Below are 23,919 nucleotides of genomic sequence, written 5' to 3'. Positions count from 1 at the left end.
TTATATAAATTATTATATAATAAATACATTAATAAATGATAAAACATATATTTTATATTAATATAACTCAAATACTAATTTTATAAAAACTTATCATAAATTTTATTTGATTATACTTACTTTAAATTAATTTTACTATTCCAAAGAGGTGAAAAAATGGACGATTATGAAAACTTATTAAACAGAGCTATTGATCAATTGCCTCCTGAGGTATTTGAAACAAAAAGATTCGAACCTGTAAAAGCATACTCTGTTATTCAAGGTAATAGGACCTTTATTCAAAATTTCAAAGATGTGGCAGACTCCTTAAACAGAGACCCACAACACGTATTAAAATACTTATTAAGAGAATTAGGTACTGCAGGTAACTTAGAAGGAGTAAGAGCAATCTTGCAAGGTAAATTCAATCATTTCCTAATCAATGAGAGAATCGATGAATACATTGAAAAATACGTTATCTGTCATGAATGTAACAGACCAGATACTCAAATCATAAGAGAAGACAGAATCTTTATCTTAAAATGTGCAGCATGTGGTGCAAAAGCTCCACTTAAGCCATTATAAATTCTCTTCTTTTATATTTTTTATTTTTAAAAAAATTAAATAGCTATTTAAACTTAAACTAAATCATTAATTTTATTCAATTTTTACATCTTATGAGTGTTTTAAAATGTTTTGTCCAGAATGTGGTGCAACAGACGTTGAAATGATAGATGGAATCTGCAAAAACTGTTTTTTAAAGAAATTCCAACTTATGGAAATTCCGGAAAATATCACTGTAACCATCTGCAAGCACTGCAATGCCAAATTAGAAGAGGGGAAATGGAAAGATGAGTACATTCCTGAAGAGGAAATCATCTATAGAGCATTGGAGAGAAACATAACCATTTCCGACTTGGCTGAAAATGAAGAGATAGAACTTGAAATCGACCAGATGCGAGGAACAATTGCAGAATGTTATGTTGAAGCTGTTGCAACTGTTTTAGGAGAAGAAGTGGTTGAAACACACACTCCAGATGTAAAGATTAATTATTCAGTTTGCCCTGACTGCAGTAAAAGAAATGCAGGATACTATGAGGCAGCAATTCAATTGCGTGCCGATGATAGGGAACTTAAAGATGAAGAAATAGCTATTGCTGAAGAGATAATCAATAGAACCCTTGATAAGCAATTCAAAAAGGACAAATTGGCTTATATTCCTCAAGTTGCAAAGCTTAAGGAAGGAAATGACTATTACATTGGATCTTTAAAATCTGCAAAAAAGGTTGTAGAGCATCTTAAAGAGGAATTTGGAGGAACCACTAAAGAATCTCCAAGACTCATAAGTGAAGACAAGTCCACAGGAAAAGGATTATATAGAATTTGGATAGCATTAAGACTTCCAAAATTCGTTAAGGAAGATTTCGTAAAATATCATGATAACGTTTATCAAGTGAGCGATGTTGATGGAAACAGGATTCAAGTCATAAACCTGGAAAATCAAGACATAATATCTTTAAAATGGAGAGAATACGATTCCATAGAAAAAATAGAGCATTTGGAAGGAGTTCAAAAAGCGATTGTTACAGCAAAATCTCCAAATGCACTTCAGATTCTTGATCCTGATGACTATAGTCCAATCGATTTGGAAATGACTGAAAAATTAGAGAAAATCAATATCAGCGAAGAGATTGATGTAATCAAAATAGATGGAAAAATCTATATAATCTAAAATTATAGCAAAAAATCATAATTATAATAATTATCTAATAACCAATAAATAACCAATTACAAAAACAAAAGTGTGATTACATGAACATTGAAGAAAAAATTGAATTAATTCAAGAAGGAACTTTAGAAATCATTGATGTAGATGAATTGAAAGAAAAGCTTGAAAAAGAGCATCCTATTGCTTATACTGGATATGAACCTTCTGGAAAAATTCATTTAGGTCATGCAGTAACAATAATGAAACTTAAACAATTACAAGACTTAGGATTTAAAATCAAAATCTTGCTTGCAGATTATCATGCTTTCTTGAATGGAAAAGGAACTGTAGAGGAAATAGCTGAAACTGCAGAATACAATAAAAGATGCTTCCAAGGATTAGGACTCGCTGATGACACTGAATACATTTTAGGTTCCTCTTTCCAAACCGGAAGCGAATACACCAATGACGTTTACCAATTAGCTACTTTAACCACCTTAAAAAGGGCAAAAAGAAGTATGGATCAAGTCAGCAGACATGATGACAATCCAAAAGTGGCTAGTGTAGTTTATCCATTGATGCAAACTGCAGACATGTCAGCTTTAGAAGTGGATGTTGCTTTAGGAGGTATGGAACAAAGAAAAATCCAAATGTTAGCAAGGGAAAACTTGCCTAGAATAGGAAAAGAAGCTCCTGTCTGTATTCACACTCCTTTGATTCATGGTCTTGACGGTGATGACAAGATGTCCTCAAGCAAAGGAAACTACATAGCTGTTGATGATGATGAAAAGACTATCAAGGATAAAATCAAGAAAAGCTACTGTCCAATGGGAGAAACTGAAGGAAACCCTATTTTGGAAATTGCAGACCATTTCGTTTTCTCACAACAAGACACTTTGCTTATAGAAAGACCTGAGAAATTCGGTGGAAATCTTGAACTCAACAAAGATGAACTATACACAATGTATGGGGAAGAAAACTTACACCCAATGGACTTGAAGAATGCAATTACACAATACTTGATTGATTTCTTAAAACCAGTTAGAGAATTTATGGAGTCACAAGAGTAATTAAAATAAAATTAAAAAATTATAATTATTAATTTTTAAAAAAAGATTAAAAAGAGGGATAGAATGGAAGAAGAACCAGTATATGAAATGAAACTTACCAACGGTATTGGAGAACAAATGCTTGCTCATGTTATTGAACAGTTCGATGTTGAGTTGAAGCAAACTGAATTTGGACCAAAACTTCTAGGTACAAAAGAAGAGCTTGAAAAAGCACAAGATTACATTGTTAAAGTAATGAAAGAAAGATTAGACGAATTAGATAGAAGATAATCTAATTAAAAAAAAGAATTAGACAAATAATCTAATTTGCTTTCTTACTTTTTTTATTTAAGCTATGCAATCTTTGCAAATGTCAAATAATGGAGCCACAGCTTTTTTTATATCAGAAGACACTTTATTCGGACCATTATTCGCATCAATTATTTTAATATTATCATTAGATTTGGCCAAGTCCAAATAGTTTTGTTTAACTCCAGTTAAAAACTCTTCATTTTCAAATTCATCAGTTCCATCACATCTTTGAACAGATTTTTTGACATCCAAATCCAAGAGCAAAACCAAATCAGGAATCTTAGCATATTTATTTATCTCTTTAATCCATTCTTGAGGACTTTGATAAGCCAAACTTGAATAGAAAGATCTGTCACTGATTACAACAGTACTTTCATTTTCCAATCTTTCAATTTTATCCATTAGCATCATTCTATCTGCTGCAAATAACAATCCCAAGGTCTTTTGCATAGAATCGGATTCAGCATCAGATCTGGTCAATAGCTGACGAATGAGCTTGCCCACTTCCATATCTGTAGGTTCAACAATTGTCTCTACGTTTAAACCGTTATTCTCTAACCATTCCTTTAGGAGTTTAATCTGAGTTGATTTTCCAGCACCATCTATTCCTTCCAATACAATATACATAAGATAGAATTTATTTTTAAGAATATATAATTTTATTGTAATTTTAATTATTTTCAAAAGCTACCCTAAAAAAACAATACATTATCTTATTTAATATTAAAAACATTATATAATAAAATTAACATATTTATTAATAGTTAAACTATTTAAAAAAAAATAATCTGAATTTCTTAAATTAAATAGCTAAAAAATACTGAAAATCATAAGATACAATCAAAACTTAAAATCAAAATTATAGGAGATTACTTAATGACATTACCTGAATTATTGGCACCTGCAGGAGACTATGACATATTGGTCACAGCAATCAATGCAGGAGCTGATGCAGTATACATATCTGGAGAAAGGTTTGGAGCAAGAGCATTTGCCAAAAACTTCACTCTGGAAGAGATAGAGAAAAGTGTGGAATACGCTCACTTGAATGGAGCGAAAATACATGTAACCGTAAACACCTTGATAAACAACTTTGAAGTCATAAACGTTGTCAAGTACTTATTCTACCTATACAAAATAGGCGTTGATGCGGTAATTGTACAGGACTTGGGAATCATTGAACTCATTAAAAACCTAATCCCTGGACTTGAAGTCCATGCTTCCACACAAATGACATTAAGCGATTATGATTGTATATTATGGGCTGTTGAAAACAATATCTCAAGGATAGTCTTCCCACGTGAAATAAGCGTTGATAAGATATCTGAAATATCTAAAAAATTGCAGGAATCCAACATCAATATGGAGCTTGAAGTCTTTGGACATGGAGCTCTTTGCTACTGTTTCAGTGGAAACTGCTACATTTCATCATACAACAGCGGACGTAGTGGAAACAGAGGAGCATGTGCACAGCCTTGCCGTAAGCAATACAAATTGAAATACAAAAACTACAATGTTGGAAACGGTTACCTCCTTTCAACTCACGATCTTGCGGTTTACAAAGGATTAGACAGGATAGAAGACGCAGGGGTCTTTTCACTAAAGCTTGAAGGAAGAATGAAATCTGCAGATTACGTTGGAACAATCACAAATGCATACAGACATTTGATTGATGGTGATGAAGGAGATTATGACAAGGATTTAAGTCTCGTTTTCAATAGGCAATTCACTGATGGTTATATCCTTAATCAAAAGCCGGGACAGGTTTTAGGAAGAGAAAGTTCTGGCCACGAAGGAGTTTACATTGGAAAAATCACAGAAAAGAAAGGGGATTTAATCACAATAGCTAAGGAAAATGATGAATTCAAGATAAACCTTGACATCGGCGATGGAATCGGATTCAAATACAAGGACAAAATCAAAGGAATCTACATCGACAACATCAAGGAACAAACTGATGAATACATAAAGCTTGAAACAACAAGAAATGTCCGTGAAGGGGATAAGGTTCTCTTAAGCTATTCCAAGTCAACTCATGATAACCTTAAGAAATTCAAAAGCGAAACCATTAAGCAAAACATACCATTGGATTTGGACATCAAATGGACAGAAGATTTGAGACTTAACATCGGCGCTAAATTCAAGATTGTCGAAAAGGGAATAAACAATGAAAACAAGGAAGAGGAGTTCAACTTCAGATACATCTCAGAAACCAGATTTGAACCTGCACAAAAAAGACCTGTAAGCATTGAAGACATTGAAAAGCAAATGCTTAAAACCGGTTCAACATCATTTTACATCAACAACTTAACCATAAATGGAATGCCTGAAAACAGCTTTGTGCCAATTGGAAAGCTTAATAAGATTAGACGCCAAGTATTGGATAAGGCTACTGAATTATTATTGGACTATTATAAGCCAGATAAAAAGGAAATCAGGAAAACAAACAAACTTATTAGTCAATTTGTAAAGGAATACAAAACTTATACTGGCATTCCAGTTAGAAATGAAAAATTGAATCTTTCAATATTTGCAGACAATTTGGAACTTTTAAAGATGACTTCCAAATTGCCGATTCATAAGTATTTCTTCGATCCGTCCTTTTCATACAAAAGTCAAGAGGAATACTTTAAAAACATCAAGGATTTACTCAAAGAAGCATATTCCATCGTTTATAAAGGTAAGGAAAATAAGGAAGACAAATTGGTATTGGTCTTGTCATCATTCATAAGCGATGAGGAAATAGAAAGAATCAGCAAAATCATTGATGAACTGGAAGAAGAGAATATCAGAATTCCAATTATGTATGACACTCCAGGAATAGCTAAAAGCTTTAAGAACAAAGTTTATGGAAATCATAACCTAAATGTCTGGAATAGCTATAATGTCAAGAACTTATCTGATGCTGGATTTAAAAGCATAATATTGTCTTCAGAATTGTCACATACAGAAATTAAGGAATTAGTCAGCAAATACCAATTCATCAAAGGAAATGAAGATGTAGACTTGAACATAATCATCCAAGGAAACCTTGAAGTGATGAGCAGTAAGGATGACTTTTCAAACCTTAATGATGGAAAAGACTTCATAGTCAAGGACTCTTCAGATTATGCAATCCTTGAAGACCAAAAACGTAAGAAATTCAAATATAAGGTTGTATTCGATTACAATATGCACAGCCATTTCATAAACAAGGACTGCTTATGCCTAATTGATGAAGTGGAACTGATTAAGGACACTGGAGTGAACTCCTGCATAATCGATTGCAGATTCTCTTCTCCTCAATACAGCTCAACAATTGTCTCACTTTATTCACAGGCATTAAAGGAAGACAACACTTACGATTTAGACTTATTAAAAGAACAAATTAAGAACATTACATTATCAAGATTGAATAAAGGAAACTTCATTAATGGAAGGATACATGAAAAGTCTTGTTAAATTAATACTCGAGGAAAAACAATGAAATTACCTGAATTATTGGCACCTGTAGGATCTGCAGAGCATTTGAAGCTAGCAATATTATCTGGTGCAAATTCCATTTATCTCTCTGGGGAGAACTTCGGAGCAAGGAAATTTGCAGAAAACTTCACAGTACCAGAAATAAGAGAAGCAGTGAAATATGCTCATTTGCATAATGTAAAAGTTTATGTTACAGTCAATATCCTAATCAAGGAAGGTGAATTGGAAAAAGTGTCAAATTACCTTTTGGAATTATATAAGATAGGTGTTGATGCAGTTCTCATTCAAGATGTCGGTCTTGTAAAAATCATTAATGAAAACATTCCAAAGCTTACAATACATGCTTCAACCCAAATGAACCTCCACAACATTGAAGGAATCAAATGGGCATCAGAACATAACATTAAAAGAGTTGTTCTTCCAAGAGAAACTGAAATGAACGAATTGAAGGAAATTATCGAATATGCACATTCTTTAGGTATCGAAATAGAGATATTTGCTCATGGAGCATTATGCTACAGCTATTCAGGACATTGCTTACTATCTTCCATGCAAGGTGGAAGAAGCGGAAACAGAGGAACCTGCGCTCAACCTTGCAGGGAAAAGTATGAATTGAACATCAACAAAGGCAAAAGGATCAATCCTAAAAATGAAGGGGATTACCTTTTATCACCAAGAGACTTATCCTTGTTTGAGCATCTTGATGAAATAGCGAGTCTTGAAGTTGACAGCATAAAGATAGAAGGCAGGATGAGGAGCAATGATTATGTTGCAACTGTCATCAAAAACTATAGGAAAAGACTCAATAAATTAAGATATGACAAAACAAGCCAAGCTTTGAACAGAAACATCAAGGAATTGGAAAGAAAAAGCAAAGGAAAGAAAGGAAGAAGCACTGACTTGAAAAAGGCACAGGATAAGGAAAACATTGCTAAACTGAAAGCTGAGCAGAAATTGGAAAACCTTGAATCCCTTGAAGAGCTTGAATTGGTGTTCAATAGAGAGTTTACAACCGGCCATCTCATTCCTAAAAACAATCCTATGATCATGAACAGGAAAAAACCAGGGCATCAAGGATTATACATTGGAAAAATACATAGATACAATCCTCAAACTGAAGAGATTCATATTTTGCTAAAGGAAAATCTAATCCACATCCCAGAAAAGGGAGACGGAATACTAATCGAAACCAATCCTAATTTGGAACTTGAAAATAATCAAAATAATGCAGAAAATAGCTCTAAAGAAAATAAAAGATCAAAAACAAAACAGGATAAAAGAGCTAAAAGGAAAGAGAAAAGAACCAGAAAGGAAATTAATCGGAATAATCAAGATAATCAAGGAAATCAAAATAATGGATTCATTCAAACCTATGGATTTGACATTTCTTCAAAACCAGTCCTAAAGGACTCAAAAGACAAACATTGGAGAAAACGGGAAAAGGACAAGGACATTGAAGGAAAACTCCTAGTCATAAAAAGAGTCAGAGAAAACAGAAGACTTAATTTCCCACTTCCAAAAGGTTCAAAGGTTTATCTTACCAAGAAAAACTCATTATTGAATGAAGTGAAGGATCTCCACCATAAGAAGGAGAACCATTACATCAAGAAATCATTGCTTGAACTTTACTTTAGAATAGACAGCGACAATTATCCTCATTTAAAGGGCAATTTGAAATTGGATAACGGCAAGGTAATCACATTAAAGGTCAAAGGGGAAACTCCTTGGGAAGAGGCAATCAAGAAGCCAATATCCAATGAGACAATCAAAAAGCAATTGCTGAAGATTGGAGACTTGCCTTATTACATTGAAAAGATTACAATAAACAATAATAAAAGCTTATTCAGTCCAATAAGTGAAATCAATGAACTTAGAAGAAGATTCTTCAATGAGCTTGAAGAGGAAATAATAGCAAGCTACAAGCCAAAAGAGGAAGATGTGAAAATAGCTGAAGAAAACATCAATAGCTTAAATGAGGATTTGAGAAAAAGAATTGATTTGAAATCAAAAGTTGAAAGTGAAGAAAATGACTATAATCTATCTGCATATATCAATAGCTTGGAAATCCTAAAAGAATTAAGCAAGAAAGAATCTGTTTTTAATAGAATCTATTTGGAAATTCCTCCAAACAAGGACTTTGAAGAGATTAGCCAAGAGATTATTGAAAACAAATCACTTCAGGAACATGAATTGAACATAAGCTACTGCGTAAATTTCCTAAAAGAAGCTATTGAAATTTCCAAAGATCAGGATTATGAATTAATTTGGAAACTTCCAGACATTGCACACAAGCAATCCAAGGAATCCATAATCAAGATTATAGGAATCCTTAAAAAGATGAATATGCATATTGACATAATGACCAGTTCAATTGGATTGGACGATTCATTAAAAGACAAGTTTGATGTGGAACTTTATGGAAATTATCCAATTAATGCATATAATATAGAAACCCTATTGGAGTTGAATAATTATAAAACCTTATCCATATCTCCTGAAATATATAAGAAAAACATGAAGGATTTAATGGAAGATTACTATAAGGAAATGTCAAAAGACACTGAACTTCCAGAATTGGAACTCTTGGTTCATGGAAATATAGAATCAATGATAACAAGGAAGGAACTGGTTTCCAAAAAGCAATTGAAACTCATAAGCAAATACAATCAAAAGCAAAGAAAATTAAATAAGAACTTCAAGGAAAGCGATTATTACATTGATTCAAATGAATACTATCTCAAAAACAGAAGAGACCAATATTATCCAATCAAAACCAATTTGAATGAGGATACTTTAATCATATTGAACTGCGAAGAGCTTTGCTTGCTTGATGAAATTGATTACTTGAAATCAATAGGAATCTCCAGCTTTTCAATAGATGCAAGATGGAAATCCTTAGACTACATCAATGACATTGGAAAAGTCTATAGAGGCATCATTGATGGTGAAACTAATATGGATGAATCTAAAAGAATCATTGATGAACATTGCCCTGCTTTGACAAAAGCAAACTTTGAAAAAGGATTGAAATAATAAAAACTTATGATTTTTCATTATTACAACAATATTCTAATCAAATTAAAATGCAAATCATTGAAAATCAAAAGATTTAAAAATTAATATAAAAATAAAAAAAATTAACTATATATTAAAATAATAACAAAAACACTTAAAATTAATTTACTTTCTCATATTCATGAAATGAGGTAATCGTATGGAAGGAGCGCAATTACAAAACATAAAGGGAATTGGAGATAAATTATCCCAAAAGATCATCGATGAATTAGGAGGGGAAGATGAGTTAAATCAAGTTATTGAAAACCTTGATTTAGAGAGATTGATCAATATTGAGGGAATCAGCCAAAGGAAAGCCATTGAAATAATGAATCAATTAATCGGAAATCCTGCTCAAAAATTCCTGAAAAGCGATAGGGCAATCCAACTTTACGAGGAAATCATTGAAAAGATTGTAAGCTATTCAAATACAAGTTATGCCAAAAACAGAATTTTGCTCCTTGCTCCTATAAAAGATGAGGAAATCATCGAAGAACGATTGAATTTTGTAATGAATGCTAAAGAAAAGGTAAGCGAATTGCCTCTATATGAATTGGATAAGCTAATGAAACACCTACATGAGCCAAAGCAATCCAAACCTAATTATGATGCAAGCAAAGCAATTCTTGTAGAAAGCAATGAAGATGCCGATTATTTAATGGATCTTGGATTGAACAGATACTACACAATATTGACTGCATCAGATTCACCATTCTTCCAGGAAGAATTGAGAGGATATGAGTTGATCTATTACATTTACACTGAAGGATTCCTTGACCTTGGCGATATGCCTAACCTAATCATGATAAACAAGGATGCTCCTATCTATCAGCTTGTACCTGAAGTTATTTTAGACTACTTCAAGGAAAACAGGGATTTATTTGAAAGAGTTTCAAAAATAAAAGGAATATTAGGTGAGGAAACTGTCCTGAATGATATTGGACCTATAATTGATGAACTTGAATCCTATAAAACCAAAGAAGTAGATTTGGATGAAATTGTTAATAATGAGAAGAGATATATAGACCTTGAACTAAAAGAAAGGATTCAAAACATTGACCTTGAAGGAGATGAAGTTCTCGACTTATTAAACAATGCTTTACCACCAAAACTACAAGAAATATTTGACGAAATTTTAAGTAAATCAAAGGAAACTATCAAGTTGGAAAGTGGTATTGATTTTGACCCATTCATCAGGAAGTATCCGATTGAAATCGATGACATGGAAATGGAAAGGGTGAAGACAGAAATCCTTTCAAATTCTGAAAACAATTATTTTGATAAGAAGAGCACTGCTGCAGAACAATTGGCATCAATTAAGGAAGATGCTGAAAGGGAAGTCAGCGATATAATCAAGTTTGACTATGAATATGCTTTAGGTAGCTTTGCTTACCTTTATGACTTGAACAAGCCAGAATTTGCTGATGAATATGACCTTCATCAAGCATTGCACTTGAACTTATGCCTAAGGGAAAGGACAATCAAAGAAGGAATTCAAAGAGTGGATTATAAGTTGAATGAAGAGGAAAACATTGCACTCCTAACTGGAGCAAACAGTGGAGGTAAGACAACCCTTCTTGAGACCATTAGCCAAATTGCCATTCTTGGACAGATGGGACTTCCTGTTCCAGCCAAGACAGCAAAGATAAAACTTTTGGATGAAATATATCACTTTTCCAAAAAGAGATCATTGGATGCTGGAGCATTCGAATCATTCTTGAATGTATTCATGCCAATCGTTACAAGTGATAGCGAAAAACTGGTTCTCCTTGATGAGCTTGAAGGAATCACAGAATTGGAAGCAGCAGTGAAAATCATTTCCAGCTTCATTGAAATGATTGAGGAAAGCAATTCCTTCGCAATCATTGTAACCCATATGGCAAATGAGCTTATGAAATATACAGATATCCGTGTAGATGGAATCGAAGCTACAGGTCTTGATGAGAATTACAATTTGATTGTGGATAGAACACCTAAGATGAATTACTTGGCAAAAAGTACACCAGAACTCATTATAAAAAGAATGTACAACAATTCACCACCAGAACTTAAAAGAGTATATGGTAAGATATTGGAAAAGTTTTAGAATAAAAATTGTTTTAAAAATAGCAATTATCTAAAAAAAAAGTAATTATTTAAAATATTTATAAATAATAGATTTGAAAAAACCTAAAATTATAAATTTTTAAATAAGATATTTTGCCCGTATACTAACTCTCTTGCTTCACAGGTAGTTTACCCTTTCCTCCACGAGTAACCCTCGAAACAGGCAGCCTATCTAATGCTGGGTTTCTCCTAATCATCGACAGCTAAAGCTTCCCTCATAGAAGGACCATAGGCATCAGTCATAAAATATGATGCGACAATATAATTTTTACTTAAAATTGTATATAAAATTTTGTAAAAAGAGGGAATTTGAGAATTGATTTATAAACTTATTAGAGAGCAACTTATTTTCAATGAAAATAGTTTTGATAAATGCAAACAATAATATACTATAAGAACCTATTATCATACATATATTAATAGGAGATTAAACATGTCTGACATTGCAAGAATAGTTATTTTTAAAAAAGAAAATGGAGAAGAGTTTATTTTTGATGACAAGTACGTTCAAATAACCTCTTTGGAAAATAAAATGATGATATTTAAATTTGAAGCCTCCCAAGACATCTTGAAGGAAGGAGCTGAATTTTTCTCTACATTCAACACTTATGAACAGATAAAAGTGGATATTGGAGGAACCGGAGATATTCCATGTTATATGAAAAGCTTATCCCCTATAGTTGGCAGAGGCCCTAAAAAGACTAATGGAGAACATTTGAATGGAATTTTCACATTATCCCTTCAACAGATAGTTGCTGCTCCGGATCCAGAGGAAGAGCATAACTGCTTAAACTGTGCTTTATCACAGAACGGAGTTTGTTCCATTAAGGACAATAGTGAAAAAACAACTTGTGATGATTATAAAAAATAGATAGTGATTTAATAAATAGTTGGAATAATCATTTTCAAATACTATTTATTAAACTCCTTAACCTCTAAGGATTCAACTTCATCAAGGAAGATCCAAGTGATCCACTCACCTCTTCGAAGTTCAAGCAGAATTTGAATCCCATTTCTACCATAATCAGAACCATCCATATCACATTGGACAATACTAACTTGTTCACATCTTGTTCTAACATTATTTACATTCACAATACAATCCATATAATAATCCAAGCCATCTTGAAATGGATCATTATTGGTTTCTATCTCATTAATTACATCAATTACTTCCATATTTCAACCCCCTAAACATACTATGAAATCACTCTTAACCTTCTTAAAAAAAATTTAAAAGGAATAATTGAAATTTTTCTCCAAATACGCCTTAACCCTTTCATTTAAGTCTTCAAGTTCCGGATCATACTCAACTAATTTCAAATTCAAGTCATTGTTAATTTTGAAAATCAATAAGTCATCTTCATTAGGTCCAATTGCAAACAATCTATCAAGAATTCTGTTTGCCTTTTCAAAATCATCTTCCAAAAAGCAAATGTGCATTGAATAGATATAATGCTCATTTTCAAATGGATATGCATCATGCTCCTTTTGAAGATACTCCTTAGCCTTTTCAATCTCTTCTTTTTCAATGTATATCTTAGCTATTCTGGAATATACTCCCATATATCTTGGATTAATTTCAGCTAATCTCTCATACTGTCTTAAAGACTTATCAATCTCGCCTAAGAATGCATAATTCTCAGCCAAAAGAAAATTTACCTCTTCAACTTGAGGCCAATCCTTCAATATCTTTTCAAAACATTCCGTTGATTTTTTAAAATTATCCTTATCCAGATATTCAAGAGCCTTCTCCTTAAGATCCTGATACTTCTTGAAACCTTCAAATGGCAAAAGTTCCGTTCCGCAGTCCGAACATACCTCTCCACCATCATTAATTTCCTTAAAGCATTTTGGACAAAACTTTTTAGGGTAGGCACCGCAAAACGGACAGAAATCAAATTCATCCGAATACTTATTGCCACATGCATCACACTTCATACTATCACCCTTTAACTTATTCTTTTTTAAATATTTTTTAATCATAATTAGCAAATAAAATATAGAAACGATAGTATTTAAAGTTAATGAATTAAAAAAAAAGTTAGTGAAAAAAGTTCTTAAACCCCGCGTTTTAGGAAAATAAAAAAGATAAAAATAGAATCATATGATTTTAAAAAAAAAATAAAAAAGGCCTAAAATATGAAAGAATAAAAAAAGAAAGATGATTTAATTTAAACCATCAATTGCATTTTGAACATGCTTAATGTAAACATCTCTAATGTCTTTGGATTGAGCGAGCCCTTCAATTACGCATTCAACTTCATAGCCTTCAGATGCAAACATAGATTTCCATGAATCATCTTCATCCCCAGCCATGTCGTTTTGAGCATGATCGCCAGCTACAACCATTAAAGGTTTGAGCACTATCTTCTTGTAGTCACCTTCCTTTACCATAGCCAAGACATCATCATAGTCAGGTTTTGCTTCTACAGTACCAATGTAATAATTATCAAATCCTTTATCCTTTAGCATTCCTTGCAATTTGGTGTAAACCATATTACTTTCCGCAGGAGAACCGTGACCCATGAATACAACTGCAGTATCGTCATCATAATCTCCTTTAGAGGTGATGCTTGCAATCAAGTCTTCAAAGTCCTCATCAGAGATTAATAAAGGCTCTGCGATTGGAATGTTTTCAAACTTGTCAATGTACTTATCTACAGTATCCTTGATCTTGAAATGGTATTCAGTACCGTTCATGATGTGAGTTGGTTGAATGATAACGGTTTTTACACCATCATCCAATGCTCTTTCCAATGCTTCTTCCACATTGTCAATAGCCAAGTCATCACGTTTTTTCAAAATGTTTATAACCATTTGGCTTGTGAATGCTCTTCTCATTTCATAATCAGGAAATGCTTCATCAATGTCCTTTTCGATAGCTCCAATGGTAAGAGCACGGTTATTGTTATAAGAAGTACCAAAACTTACTACTAAAATAATCTTATCAGTCATAATATCATCCTAAAAAATAAAAAATATTTCATTTTATTGATTAAATAAATCAAATTAAATTTTTTAAAGAAAAATTTAACATTACTAAATTATACTTTATTTAAAGAAATATTTAAAAATATTGATTAAAAATAATTAATGAAATGAAAAAAGAATTAAAAAAGAAGGAAAAATAAGATTCATGAAATTTCATGAAATGAAAATAATAAAAAATGAAAAATTAAAGATAAAATTAAAAATAAAAGCTATTTATTTTGATCTCTTAGCATGTACAATAATGCATTTGAAATAGCCGCTGCAACATTACTCCCACCTTTACGTCCACGAGCAACGATGTAAGGAACATCACATTGCATGATCAGCTCTTTTGATTGGACTACATTAACAAATCCTACTGGAACTCCTATGATGAGTTCAGGATTGAGTTTTCCTTCTTGAATCAATTCATATAATCGAATCAAAGCGGTTGGAGCATTTCCTATTGCAAAAATCAATGGTTTATCCAAGCTTGCTGCCTTATCCATAGATGCTCTTGCACGTGTAGATCCATTCTTTTTTGCAATGTCTCTAACATCATCATCACTCATAAAGCAGAAGACTTCACCACCATGCTTCTTAAGTTCTGCCTTATTGATTCCTGCCTTTGCCATATTGGTGTCAGTAACAATGCAAGCACCATTCTTAATTGCTTCCAATGCCTTATCAACTACATCTTCTGAAAAGCATAAGTTATCTACATAATCAAAATCAGCAGCAGTGTGAACTGCTCTTTTAATAATTGGCGCTAATTTAGGGTCAATTTCATGAGGAAGTTCAGATTCAATGATTTCCATACTCCTGCTTTCAATTTCAGCAGGTTCAACTTGTTCTAATTCAATTTTCATACTATCACTTCAATTTTACAATGAATAACTACTAAATTACATAATTAATTAACTACTAATAAATATAAATTTTAACCTTTCCATTTCCTTGCATTAGCCACAAAAGACTTTGCAAAATCAGGATTTGCAGGAAGATAAATATGTGGGAAACCAGCATATAGACTATCTGATCCATGACAACAAAGGTATTCCAATCCATTTGATGCCTTTTTAGCCATAAAGGCCTCTCCACAGTTTTCACTATCATAATAGTGGAATTCGTGCACTCTAATGCTATCTCCTTCATTACACAACAAGTTATCTTGCAATGCTTTTATCTCAATATAACCGAATCTTTGCAATTTGTCTGTCTTTATGCAATTTCCTTTGATAAATCCAACCATAGGAACATTTTCAATGGAATCATGCAAATACATGAATCCCCCACATTCGGCTATTGTAGGAATTCCCCTTTCTATTATGTCTTTAATTTCATCACATAATTTCCTATTTTTAGACAATTCTCCAGTATATAATTCAGGATAACCTCCGCATAAATATAATCCAGAGATATCTTTAGGAAGCTCTTCATCTTCCAATGGGCTGAAATAGACTACTTCACATCCCAAATCTTCCAGAATTTCTATGTTTTCCTTATACATAAAGCAAAAAGCATTATCACGGGAAACTGCTATTCGAGTTTTAGGTTCATTGGAATCAGTTTTGCTGCTTTGAATCAATTCCTTAAAATCATCACTTGCTTCAAGGACTTGAGCTGATTTAGCCAATTCATACAATCCATCCAAATCAATGTATTTTTCTGCCAATTCCCTAAGACCATTTATTTTCTCTTTAATGTCTTCAATTTCATCTGCAGTGATCAATCCTAAGTTTCTGCTTCCAATGGAATACTTCTCTTCTCTAGGCAAGAAACCATAAGCCTTAATGCCTTCTTTTTCAACAATATCCCTTAAAAGAGGATACAACATAGGAGAAATGCCATTGAAGATTACACCTTCAACCATGCTTTCTTCCTTGAATTCCTTGAAACCTTTTATGATTGCTGCTGCAGAATTGCTCATTCCTTTAGCATCAATAATAAGAACTGCAGGAGCTTTAATGGATTTAGCAACTTCCCAAGCACTTGCTCTGCCTTCAACACCGATTCCATCATAAAAGCCCATAGCTCCTTCAATTATGCTTAAGTCCTTACCGCAATTTCTAATGAATTGGTCACATAACATTTGCTCAGTTGAAAAGTAAGGATCCAAATTATGAGTCTCTACATTAAAGACCTTACGATGGAACATTGGGTCAATATAATCAGGACCTGATTTGAAGGAAGCAATTTCCAAACCTTTATTTTGGAATGCCGCAAGCAAAGCCATGGTAATGGTTGTCTTTCCACAGTTACTGTTGGTTCCTGAAATCAAAATTCTATTCATGAGCACCACTTCCACTAATAATAAATATAGGATTTTGAGCCATTAGCATATGCAAATCACCGATTTGTCTGCCTTTTGAAACTGCAACTTGAACAATATCCCCATTTATTCCAACATTCTTTAAGGATTCCAATCCCGCCATTGCACTTTCAATAGTCACTGCAGTTATGACAAATTTCATTTTATCATTAATTCCATAAAGATAACTGACAATTTCTCCCATATTTCCAGAGCTTCCTCCAATAAATGCCACATTCGGAACAGGCAAATCCTTTAGGCATTCTGGAGCCAAACCACAGATAGCCTCCACATTATCCAAGTGGAACTTTTGGCAATTTTGATTTAACAATTCAATTGCCTCTTCATTCTTGTCAAAGGCATAAACCTTTCCATCATATGCTGAAAACGCCATTTCAATTGTTACAGAACCGGTTCCACAGCCAATATCATAAGCCACATCATCAGGATTAATTGATAGCTTAGACAAGCATACAGCTCGAACTTCTGACTTTGTCATTGGGACTTTTCCTCTAATGAATTCATCATCTGGAATTCCAGTTCTGATTCTTGAATCAAAATCAGGATTTTCTATAATCAAAACAGTTAGAGAACTGAATTCCATTCCAGCCAAATCAGATATCTTGGATTCTTGAATGGACTCTTCATCTGAGCCCAAATTCTCACCAATCCAAACCTTCAAATCGCCGAATCCATACTTAACCAATTCTTTCTGCAATTCTGGAATGTTTTTACCTGTTAAGGCAAAAGTGTATCTATTTCTGCGAACTGATGAGACGATATTTGTATCAAGTCCATGACAGCTTATTAAATTTGCATCTTTCCAAGGAAGACTGCATTTTGCAAAAAAGTATGATACAGAGGATATTCCAGAAACTAAATTAGGATTATAATCCTTTAGGACATCCACTAATTTCTCAGCTGCACTATAAAAGCCAACATCTCCAGAAACTAGGATAGCTATCTTTTCTGCATCTGTCTTTTCTATTATCTCAAGTATATCATCAGATAAATAAGCATTATAACTAGGTTTATTCATGTGAGAAAACTCATTGATTAATCGTTTAGCTCCTAATAAAATATCTGCTTCAATAATCAGCTCTAAAGCTTCAGCAGTGATGGTTTTTTCACTCATACCCATTCCAATAATATTGATTTCCTTCATAAGCATTTACTCCTAATGGTGTCTTTAGCTTCTTCCACGCTTATCCCTTCTTCATTAACCAATCGGGATAAGACAACAACTTCCATGCCACATTCCTTTGCAGCATCTGTCTTTTCTAAAAAACCTCCAACATTACCAGATTCCTTAGTTACAAGTATGTCTGCACCAATTTCCTTGAATTGAGCCATATTGAATTCCTTAGAAAAGGGACCTTGCATTCCACAAAGGTTTTTCATAGGGTAACCTAAATCAAGACATTGCTTCATTCCTTCCGGTGAAGGCAGCATTCTCAAATAAACCCTTTCCGGGAAGTTTTCCACCTCTGTTAATGCAGGAGCCTCTTTCGCCCCCATTGAAGAAAAGATCAATCCTTCAGTAGTGTTAAGATAATCAATCAATTCTTCCATACTGGATACTTTTACAGCGTCTTCAATCTCAATTGATTCTCTTAAGACTCTAATGTATTCGATACCCTGTTCCTCACAAATTTCCTTAATGTGTTTGCTGATTTCTGTAGCATAAGGATGTGTAGCATCAAAAACAAATTCAGTCTGCTCTTCTTCAAATAGTTTTCTCATAGGACCAGGCTTTAATCTTTTAGGCTGAACAATGACAGGAGGTTCATATTCCAATACTTTCTCCCCGTATTCTGTAGCAACACAAACTATAGCAGGAATCTTATTTTGAGATAGGAATTCAGTCAATAGACGCCCTTCAGTAGTTCCTCCGAATAAAACAATTTTGTGCATATCCACACCTCTAATTAAGAGAACTCATTAGTCAAATAATAATTATATAATTTGATAACTTATTAATTAATATAATAATTATCATACCATTTATATTTATACACCTTTATAACCTCTAGGTGTTACCATTTTATCGTCAATGACTTTTGTATTGGCATTTCCAATGAAAACAGTGGTAAACATATCCACTTCAGTGTCCCTTAACTCTAAAAGATTGGTTATGTGATATTCTTCACCTTCTCTACCGATATTTCTCACATATCCGCAGATAGTGTCTTCACCTTTGAATTTCAATAATATTTCACATGCCTTTTTCAAGTAATCCTTTCTTTTATGGCTTGAAGGATTATAAAGGCAAATGCAGAAATCTCCTTCACCAGCTAATGCCAATCGTTTTTCAATCAATTCCCAAGGAGTTAATAAATCTGATAAACTGATTACAGCAAAATCATGACCTATTGGAGCACCTAAAACTGCAGATCCGCTTAAAACAGCACTGATACCTGGAACAATATCGATTTCAACATCAGGATAGTCAACTGAGAGTTCATAAACCAAACCTGCCATACCATACACTCCAGCATCTCCACTGCAGACTACAGATACTGCATTACCTTCTGCTGCCTTTTCCAATGCCATCTTACAACGGTCCACCTCTTTTGTCATACCGGTGTACAAATACTCTTTTTCAGGCAAGTACTCTTTTACAAGCTCTACATACTTTTTATAACCTACAATTAAATCTGAATCCTCAAGAGTCTCTTTAGCAGCAATGCTAAGGTATAACTCATTTCCAGGACCGATACCCACTACAGATACACATTTCATAAATTCTTTCCTCCAATAGACACCTAATGATTTTAATATTATTAAATTATAATTATGAATTAACTTTTATTGAATATATTAAATTATTAAATTATATTATTATTGAATTTTTATTCCCAAGAAATATTTGGGTCATTTATTGCTAAAGCAACAGTCACACCTGCTCCATCACAAGTGTCCTTTCTCCTAATCAATTTTCCATTGCTTTCCATAATTGCGGAACGTTCACAGACATTATCCACTTCCACAATACTTTTAACAAATTCAGACTTTGTAAAGTCACCTTCAAGACTGTTTAGTTCCTCTGCACTATAAGTGTTAAATGGCAAATCATATTTTTTACTAAATTCTAAGATTCCTTTTTCATTAGCCTTTTTATCAATGCTTGCCAATGCATTTATAGCCAAAATATGATAATTTTCACTTTCAAGGATATTTAAAATGGAGCTTTCTATCGCTTCAAAACTTATATCCTTTCTACATCCAATGCCAACTGTAATGATTTGTGGGACTAATAATAAGGCATCATTCTTACATTCATTTTCTAAATCTTTATGAGTGATTATCACATCGTATCCTGCATTAGAATCTTCTAAATCATTAAGATAAACATTCTTAGGCAAATTTCCTTGAATAGGATAATCTGATTTGACATGTACAGATTCTCCCTTTAATAATTTAGATGAAACCAATTTGATGCATTCTGGATTTAGGATATTCAATCCTTGGCTTTTTGCCCAAGTATCCACTGCAAATACCTTATTGATATCAGTAGCAGTTGTAATAACTGGAATAGAACCTAAATCCTCAGCTATTTGAAGTGCCAATTCATTAGCTCCCCCAATATGTCCAGAGAGAATTGGTATAGAAAACTGTCCCAATTCATCCACTACAACTACAGCAGGATCTTTTGTTTTTGTCTTGATGTAGGGAGCGATTGCCCTAAGCGCTATTCCTATTGCACCTATGAAAATTAGGGCATCATTAGTAGAGAAATGTTCCTCTGTCCAAGTGGACAAAGCTCCTTTTCCACATCTAGTAAAATCCACATCATTAGCTTCAGATAAGGAATTTGATAATTTATAGGCAATTTCCATACCATTATCTGTAAATGCAATAATTGATACTTTCATTCTTAACCTCACAAATTCAAGCATCTTAGCTTGAAATTACTCCAAATTTATTTTTTAGCTTGTCTGAATTCAGTTGAAAAATCATCAGCATAAAGACGTGATAAGGAATATTCACTGTCTAAAACATCTCCAACAATTATTAAAGCAGTTTTTGTAATGTTGTTTTCCTTTGCAGTTTCATATAATGTTCCAACGGTACATCTCATAACCTTTTCATCTGGCCAGGTTGCCTTATAAACGATTGCTGCAGGAGTGTCTTCAGTGTACTTTCCTTTTACAAGCTCTTTAGATAAATCCTTAAGGAGACCTGTACTTAAGAAAATCACCATGGTTGCCCCATGTTCTGCAAATGATGCAATGCTTTCCTTTTCAGGAACTGGGGTTCTACCTGCCATACGTGTGATTATTACACTTTGGCTTACATCAGGTAAGGTATATTCCGCTTTCAATGCAGCTGCTGCACCACAGAAACTTGAAACACCTGGGCAAACATCATAAGAGATTCCTTCTTCATCCAAGCGATCCATCTGTTCACGGATTGCACCATAAATACTTGAATCTCCAGTATGTAAACGGACAGTCATCTTATTTTCCTTTTCAGCTTCAAACATCTTTTCCAAGACTTCATCTAAAGTCATTTTAGCGCTATCATAAATTTCACATGAATCTTTAGCATAATTTAATAAATCAGGATTAACCAATGAACCTGCATATATAATAACATCCGCTTCCTTTAGAAGTTCTGCTCCTCTTATGGTTATTAAATCTACAGCTCCACTTCCTGCTCCAACAAAATGAATCATTATTTTTCCTCCAATATTTCCAATAATAATCAAATAAACATTAATTAATAATTAGTTATTTTCACTTTTTCCATAATCTTTAAAGACCATCTACATTTTCACTTTTTCCATAATCTTTTAAGATTATCTACATTTTCACTTTCAAATAAAACTCCAGAATACTCTCCAGTATTGGCAAAGCATATGAATCCAACATTGATATCCTCCGGAACTCTTCTATCAATATTATGTTGTATTCTATCATTTAAGACTTCCATAGTCTTATCCAATAAGTCATTTTCATATAGGATATCCAATACTGCATTAGTAGTTACACATTTTTGAATATCTTTTAGGATTTCAATATTTGCACCCGCCTCTAATGCACAGGATAATAATGTTTCTATCCTACCATCACCATTATGTGAGTGGGTATTAAACATTCCTATTCCTAGTTTTACAAATTTGCCTATATGACCAACTAAAAGAATATTCTTGAACCCAAATTCAACTGAGCTATCCAATGCAACATCAATGAAATTACTGCACATTATTCCAGGTTTTGTAGATAGATTCAAATCCTCCTCAGTGAATTTCTTACCGAAATTACCTAAAAAGATAAGAATGGACTCATTGCTTTCTGCAGCAATGACACTTATTTCAACTTTAATTGAATCAGCTAATGCCTTGGCACTCATTGGCTCTACAATACCTGTTGTGCCCAAAATTGAAATGCCTCCAACTATACCTAATTCAGGGTTGAAAGTTTTCTTTGCAATTTCTTCACCCTTCGGTACAGAAATTAAAACATGAAAGCCACCCTTATAATTATATTGCATCGCCAATTCATTTAATGAATCCTTTATCATTTTTCGAGGAACAGAGTTTATAGCAGACATACCAACTGGTTGATCTAGCCCGCCTTTAGTTACTTTGCCAACTCCTTTTCCACCTTCAATAATAATTTCTGAAGAATCCGGCAATAAAGTCACTTTGGAAGATACCAATATTCCATTAGTAATGTCAGGGTCATCACCGCTATCCTTTTCAATAGAACAGCTTGCCACATTATCATTAAACTGAGGGTTTAAGACATCAATGATGAGATCAGTTTGATTAGGTGTTGTGATTGCTACAGAATCCATTGATTCCTGTTTAAAGAGCATTGCTACTGCTGCCTTAGAAGCTGCCGCTGCACATGTCCCTGTTGTATAACCACAACGCAATAATTTCTGATTAACCAAACGTTTTTCTGCCATATGAAATCCCCAATAAAACTAATGAGCTAAATTACTTTACAACGACAATAGTGAAATATCCCATGTTTTCATCAAATTCATCTAAAGAATTATAGATCTTTTCATTTTCCAAACCACAGTTTTCAACTGCATAGACATTATCCTCAAGATTTAATTCCTTCAATGTTTCAATTAATTTAGGCATGGATTTGCCTATCTTCATTAAAACCTTTGAACCAGGCATCTGTAAAGCTTCCTTTAAGTCTATTCCTGTTGCAGGAATGATATGCAAAGGATCATTCATTGTAGTCAATCCTATTCTTAATTTGGAAGCTGAAGCGCAAAAGCTTGTTACACCTGGAATGACCTCTACATCATAATCTTTTTCCAATAATTTGTCCATTGTATATGCAAATGTTGAGAAGATAGTTACATCACCTAAATTTAACATTGCTACATCTTCACCTTCATCAAGAACCTTAGCTATTGATTCTGCAGCATTCTTATGGCTTTCAGCTAAAATGTCCTTATCCTTAGTCATTGGAAACTCTAAAAGCATTATTTCCTTTTGGGATAAATCTGTTGCTTGAGATACAATAGACAATGCCAATGAATCACCAGTTCCAGTATGTGGTGTTGCTATATATTTGCACTTGGATATTATGTTCATTGCCTTTACAGTAATTAACTCAGGGTCTCCTGGTCCAATACTTACTCCATATAATGTTCCCTTTTCCATTTTAAAACCTTTATTATCTGTTAAAAAAATAATTATTGAAAATAATTGTAAATTAAAATTAATTTAATATCAAATAAACTATATTCATTGCAATAACCTTTTAAAAAAAGTTAAAAAATATAATGAACTTTAATTAATTTAATACTGTAATTAAAAAATATGTTATTGAAAATATATAAATATACTCTCAATTATAGTTTAATAAATTAAAAAAATATTTGAAGAAATAAAAATAAAATATAAAAAATAGTTCGTTAAGAATAAAACAAATTATTCTTGGATAAAAAAAGGCTGGCAGCTAAATGAAATTCCCATAGACCGAAACCCATAG

21 protein-coding genes are annotated in these 23,919 nt (G+C 33.0%); 8 read left to right on the top strand and 13 right to left on the bottom strand.

What is annotated here, in order from left to right:
• The first annotated feature begins 156 nt into the window (after positions 1 to 156).
• The 4 genes from Q0409_RS07710 (at position 157) to Q0409_RS07695 (ending at position 3,027) form a co-directional block, all read left to right on the top strand.
• On the top strand, positions 157 to 564 hold the full coding sequence (locus Q0409_RS07710) for a translation initiation factor IF-2 subunit beta (protein ID WP_298536694.1): 408 nt from the start codon (positions 157 to 159) through the stop codon (positions 562 to 564).
• Positions 565 to 670: 106 nt separating this feature from the next.
• Positions 671 to 1,711, top strand: a complete 1,041-nt coding sequence (locus Q0409_RS07705) for a 60S ribosomal export protein NMD3 (RefSeq protein ID WP_298536691.1) — start codon at positions 671 to 673, stop codon at positions 1,709 to 1,711.
• Positions 1,712 to 1,791: 80 nt separating this feature from the next.
• Positions 1,792 to 2,757 (top strand): tyrosine--tRNA ligase, encoded by a 966-nt coding sequence (locus Q0409_RS07700; protein WP_298536688.1) that lies wholly within the window; start codon positions 1,792 to 1,794, stop codon positions 2,755 to 2,757.
• A 63-nt stretch (positions 2,758 to 2,820) separates the two neighbouring features.
• Positions 2,821 to 3,027 (top strand): hypothetical protein, encoded by a 207-nt coding sequence (locus Q0409_RS07695; RefSeq protein ID WP_298536685.1) that lies wholly within the window; start codon positions 2,821 to 2,823, stop codon positions 3,025 to 3,027.
• A gap of 57 nt (positions 3,028 to 3,084) precedes the next feature.
• On the opposite strand, the gene tmk is transcribed toward Q0409_RS07695, so the two are convergent.
• The gene (tmk, locus tag Q0409_RS07690) at positions 3,085 to 3,675 is read right to left on the bottom strand and encodes a dTMP kinase (protein ID WP_298536682.1); all 591 of its coding nucleotides are present in this window, start codon (positions 3,673 to 3,675) and stop codon (positions 3,085 to 3,087) included.
• A gap of 249 nt (positions 3,676 to 3,924) precedes the next feature.
• Here tmk and Q0409_RS07685 point away from each other — a divergent pair, with 249 nt between their 5' ends.
• The 4 genes from Q0409_RS07685 (at position 3,925) to Q0409_RS07670 (ending at position 12,541) form a co-directional block, all read left to right on the top strand.
• Positions 3,925 to 6,489: a U32 family peptidase gene (locus Q0409_RS07685; protein WP_298536678.1), complete on the top strand. Its 2,565-nt coding sequence runs from the start codon at positions 3,925 to 3,927 to the stop codon at positions 6,487 to 6,489.
• 21 nt (positions 6,490 to 6,510) lie between these two features.
• Positions 6,511 to 9,543 carry a U32 family peptidase gene (locus Q0409_RS07680; protein WP_298536675.1) on the top strand — a complete coding sequence of 1,011 codons (3,033 nt, stop codon included), beginning with the start codon at positions 6,511 to 6,513 and terminating at the stop codon, positions 9,541 to 9,543.
• Positions 9,544 to 9,724: 181 nt separating this feature from the next.
• On the top strand, positions 9,725 to 11,650 hold the full coding sequence (locus Q0409_RS07675) for an endonuclease MutS2 (protein ID WP_298536672.1): 1,926 nt from the start codon (positions 9,725 to 9,727) through the stop codon (positions 11,648 to 11,650).
• Between the two features lie 453 nt (positions 11,651 to 12,103).
• Complete coding sequence (locus tag Q0409_RS07670) at positions 12,104 to 12,541, top strand: hypothetical protein (RefSeq protein ID WP_298536669.1); 438 nt, start codon at positions 12,104 to 12,106, stop codon at positions 12,539 to 12,541.
• 41 nt (positions 12,542 to 12,582) lie between these two features.
• Here Q0409_RS07670 and Q0409_RS07665 read toward each other — a convergent pair whose 3' ends face one another.
• The 12 genes from Q0409_RS07665 to cobI all read right to left on the bottom strand — a co-directional run bounded on the left by Q0409_RS07665 (position 12,583) and on the right by cobI (position 23,588).
• Positions 12,583 to 12,849 carry a hypothetical protein gene (locus tag Q0409_RS07665; protein WP_298536667.1) on the bottom strand — a complete coding sequence of 89 codons (267 nt, stop codon included), beginning with the start codon at positions 12,847 to 12,849 and terminating at the stop codon, positions 12,583 to 12,585.
• 54 nt (positions 12,850 to 12,903) lie between these two features.
• Complete coding sequence (locus tag Q0409_RS07660) at positions 12,904 to 13,611, bottom strand: zinc ribbon domain-containing protein (RefSeq protein WP_298536664.1); 708 nt, start codon at positions 13,609 to 13,611, stop codon at positions 12,904 to 12,906.
• A 228-nt stretch (positions 13,612 to 13,839) separates the two neighbouring features.
• Positions 13,840 to 14,628: a sirohydrochlorin cobaltochelatase gene (locus Q0409_RS07655; RefSeq protein ID WP_298536661.1), complete on the bottom strand. Its 789-nt coding sequence runs from the start codon at positions 14,626 to 14,628 to the stop codon at positions 13,840 to 13,842.
• A 245-nt stretch (positions 14,629 to 14,873) separates the two neighbouring features.
• A complete protein-coding gene (locus Q0409_RS07650; RefSeq protein WP_298536658.1) occupies positions 14,874 to 15,512 on the bottom strand; it encodes a precorrin-8X methylmutase in 639 nt (212 codons plus the stop codon).
• A 71-nt stretch (positions 15,513 to 15,583) separates the two neighbouring features.
• Positions 15,584 to 16,936: a cobyrinate a,c-diamide synthase gene (locus Q0409_RS07645; RefSeq protein ID WP_298536655.1), complete on the bottom strand. Its 1,353-nt coding sequence runs from the start codon at positions 16,934 to 16,936 to the stop codon at positions 15,584 to 15,586.
• Positions 16,929 to 18,125 (bottom strand): precorrin-6y C5,15-methyltransferase (decarboxylating) subunit CbiE, encoded by a 1,197-nt coding sequence (gene cbiE, locus Q0409_RS07640; RefSeq protein ID WP_298536652.1) that lies wholly within the window; start codon positions 18,123 to 18,125, stop codon positions 16,929 to 16,931. Before cbiE ends, Q0409_RS07645 begins: the two co-directional genes overlap by 8 nt.
• The gene (gene cobK, locus Q0409_RS07635; protein ID WP_298536651.1) at positions 18,116 to 18,868 is read right to left on the bottom strand and encodes a precorrin-6A reductase; all 753 of its coding nucleotides are present in this window, start codon (positions 18,866 to 18,868) and stop codon (positions 18,116 to 18,118) included. The genes cbiE and cobK overlap by 10 nt, the downstream gene beginning before the upstream one ends.
• A 96-nt stretch (positions 18,869 to 18,964) precedes the next feature.
• Positions 18,965 to 19,696, bottom strand: coding sequence for a precorrin-3B C(17)-methyltransferase (gene cobJ / locus Q0409_RS07630; RefSeq protein WP_298536649.1), 732 nt, complete (start codon positions 19,694 to 19,696; stop codon positions 18,965 to 18,967).
• A 110-nt stretch (positions 19,697 to 19,806) separates the two neighbouring features.
• The gene (locus Q0409_RS07625) at positions 19,807 to 20,829 is read right to left on the bottom strand and encodes a cobalt-precorrin 5A hydrolase (protein WP_298536647.1); all 1,023 of its coding nucleotides are present in this window, start codon (positions 20,827 to 20,829) and stop codon (positions 19,807 to 19,809) included.
• Positions 20,830 to 20,876: 47 nt separating this feature from the next.
• The gene (gene cobM, locus Q0409_RS07620) at positions 20,877 to 21,632 is read right to left on the bottom strand and encodes a precorrin-4 C(11)-methyltransferase (protein WP_297828498.1); all 756 of its coding nucleotides are present in this window, start codon (positions 21,630 to 21,632) and stop codon (positions 20,877 to 20,879) included.
• A 98-nt stretch (positions 21,633 to 21,730) separates the two neighbouring features.
• A complete protein-coding gene (gene cbiD, locus Q0409_RS07615; RefSeq protein WP_298536645.1) occupies positions 21,731 to 22,870 on the bottom strand; it encodes a cobalt-precorrin-5B (C(1))-methyltransferase CbiD in 1,140 nt (379 codons plus the stop codon).
• A 31-nt stretch (positions 22,871 to 22,901) separates the two neighbouring features.
• Positions 22,902 to 23,588 carry a precorrin-2 C(20)-methyltransferase gene (cobI, locus tag Q0409_RS07610; protein ID WP_298536643.1) on the bottom strand — a complete coding sequence of 229 codons (687 nt, stop codon included), beginning with the start codon at positions 23,586 to 23,588 and terminating at the stop codon, positions 22,902 to 22,904.
• Between the last annotated feature and the right edge of the window lie 331 nt (positions 23,589 to 23,919).

The sequence above is a fragment of the uncultured Methanobrevibacter sp. genome, assembly GCF_937898925.1.
In the GTDB taxonomy this organism is placed as follows: Archaea; Methanobacteriota; Methanobacteria; order Methanobacteriales; family Methanobacteriaceae; genus Methanobrevibacter.
This window is presented reverse-complemented; position numbering and strand designations above follow the sequence as displayed.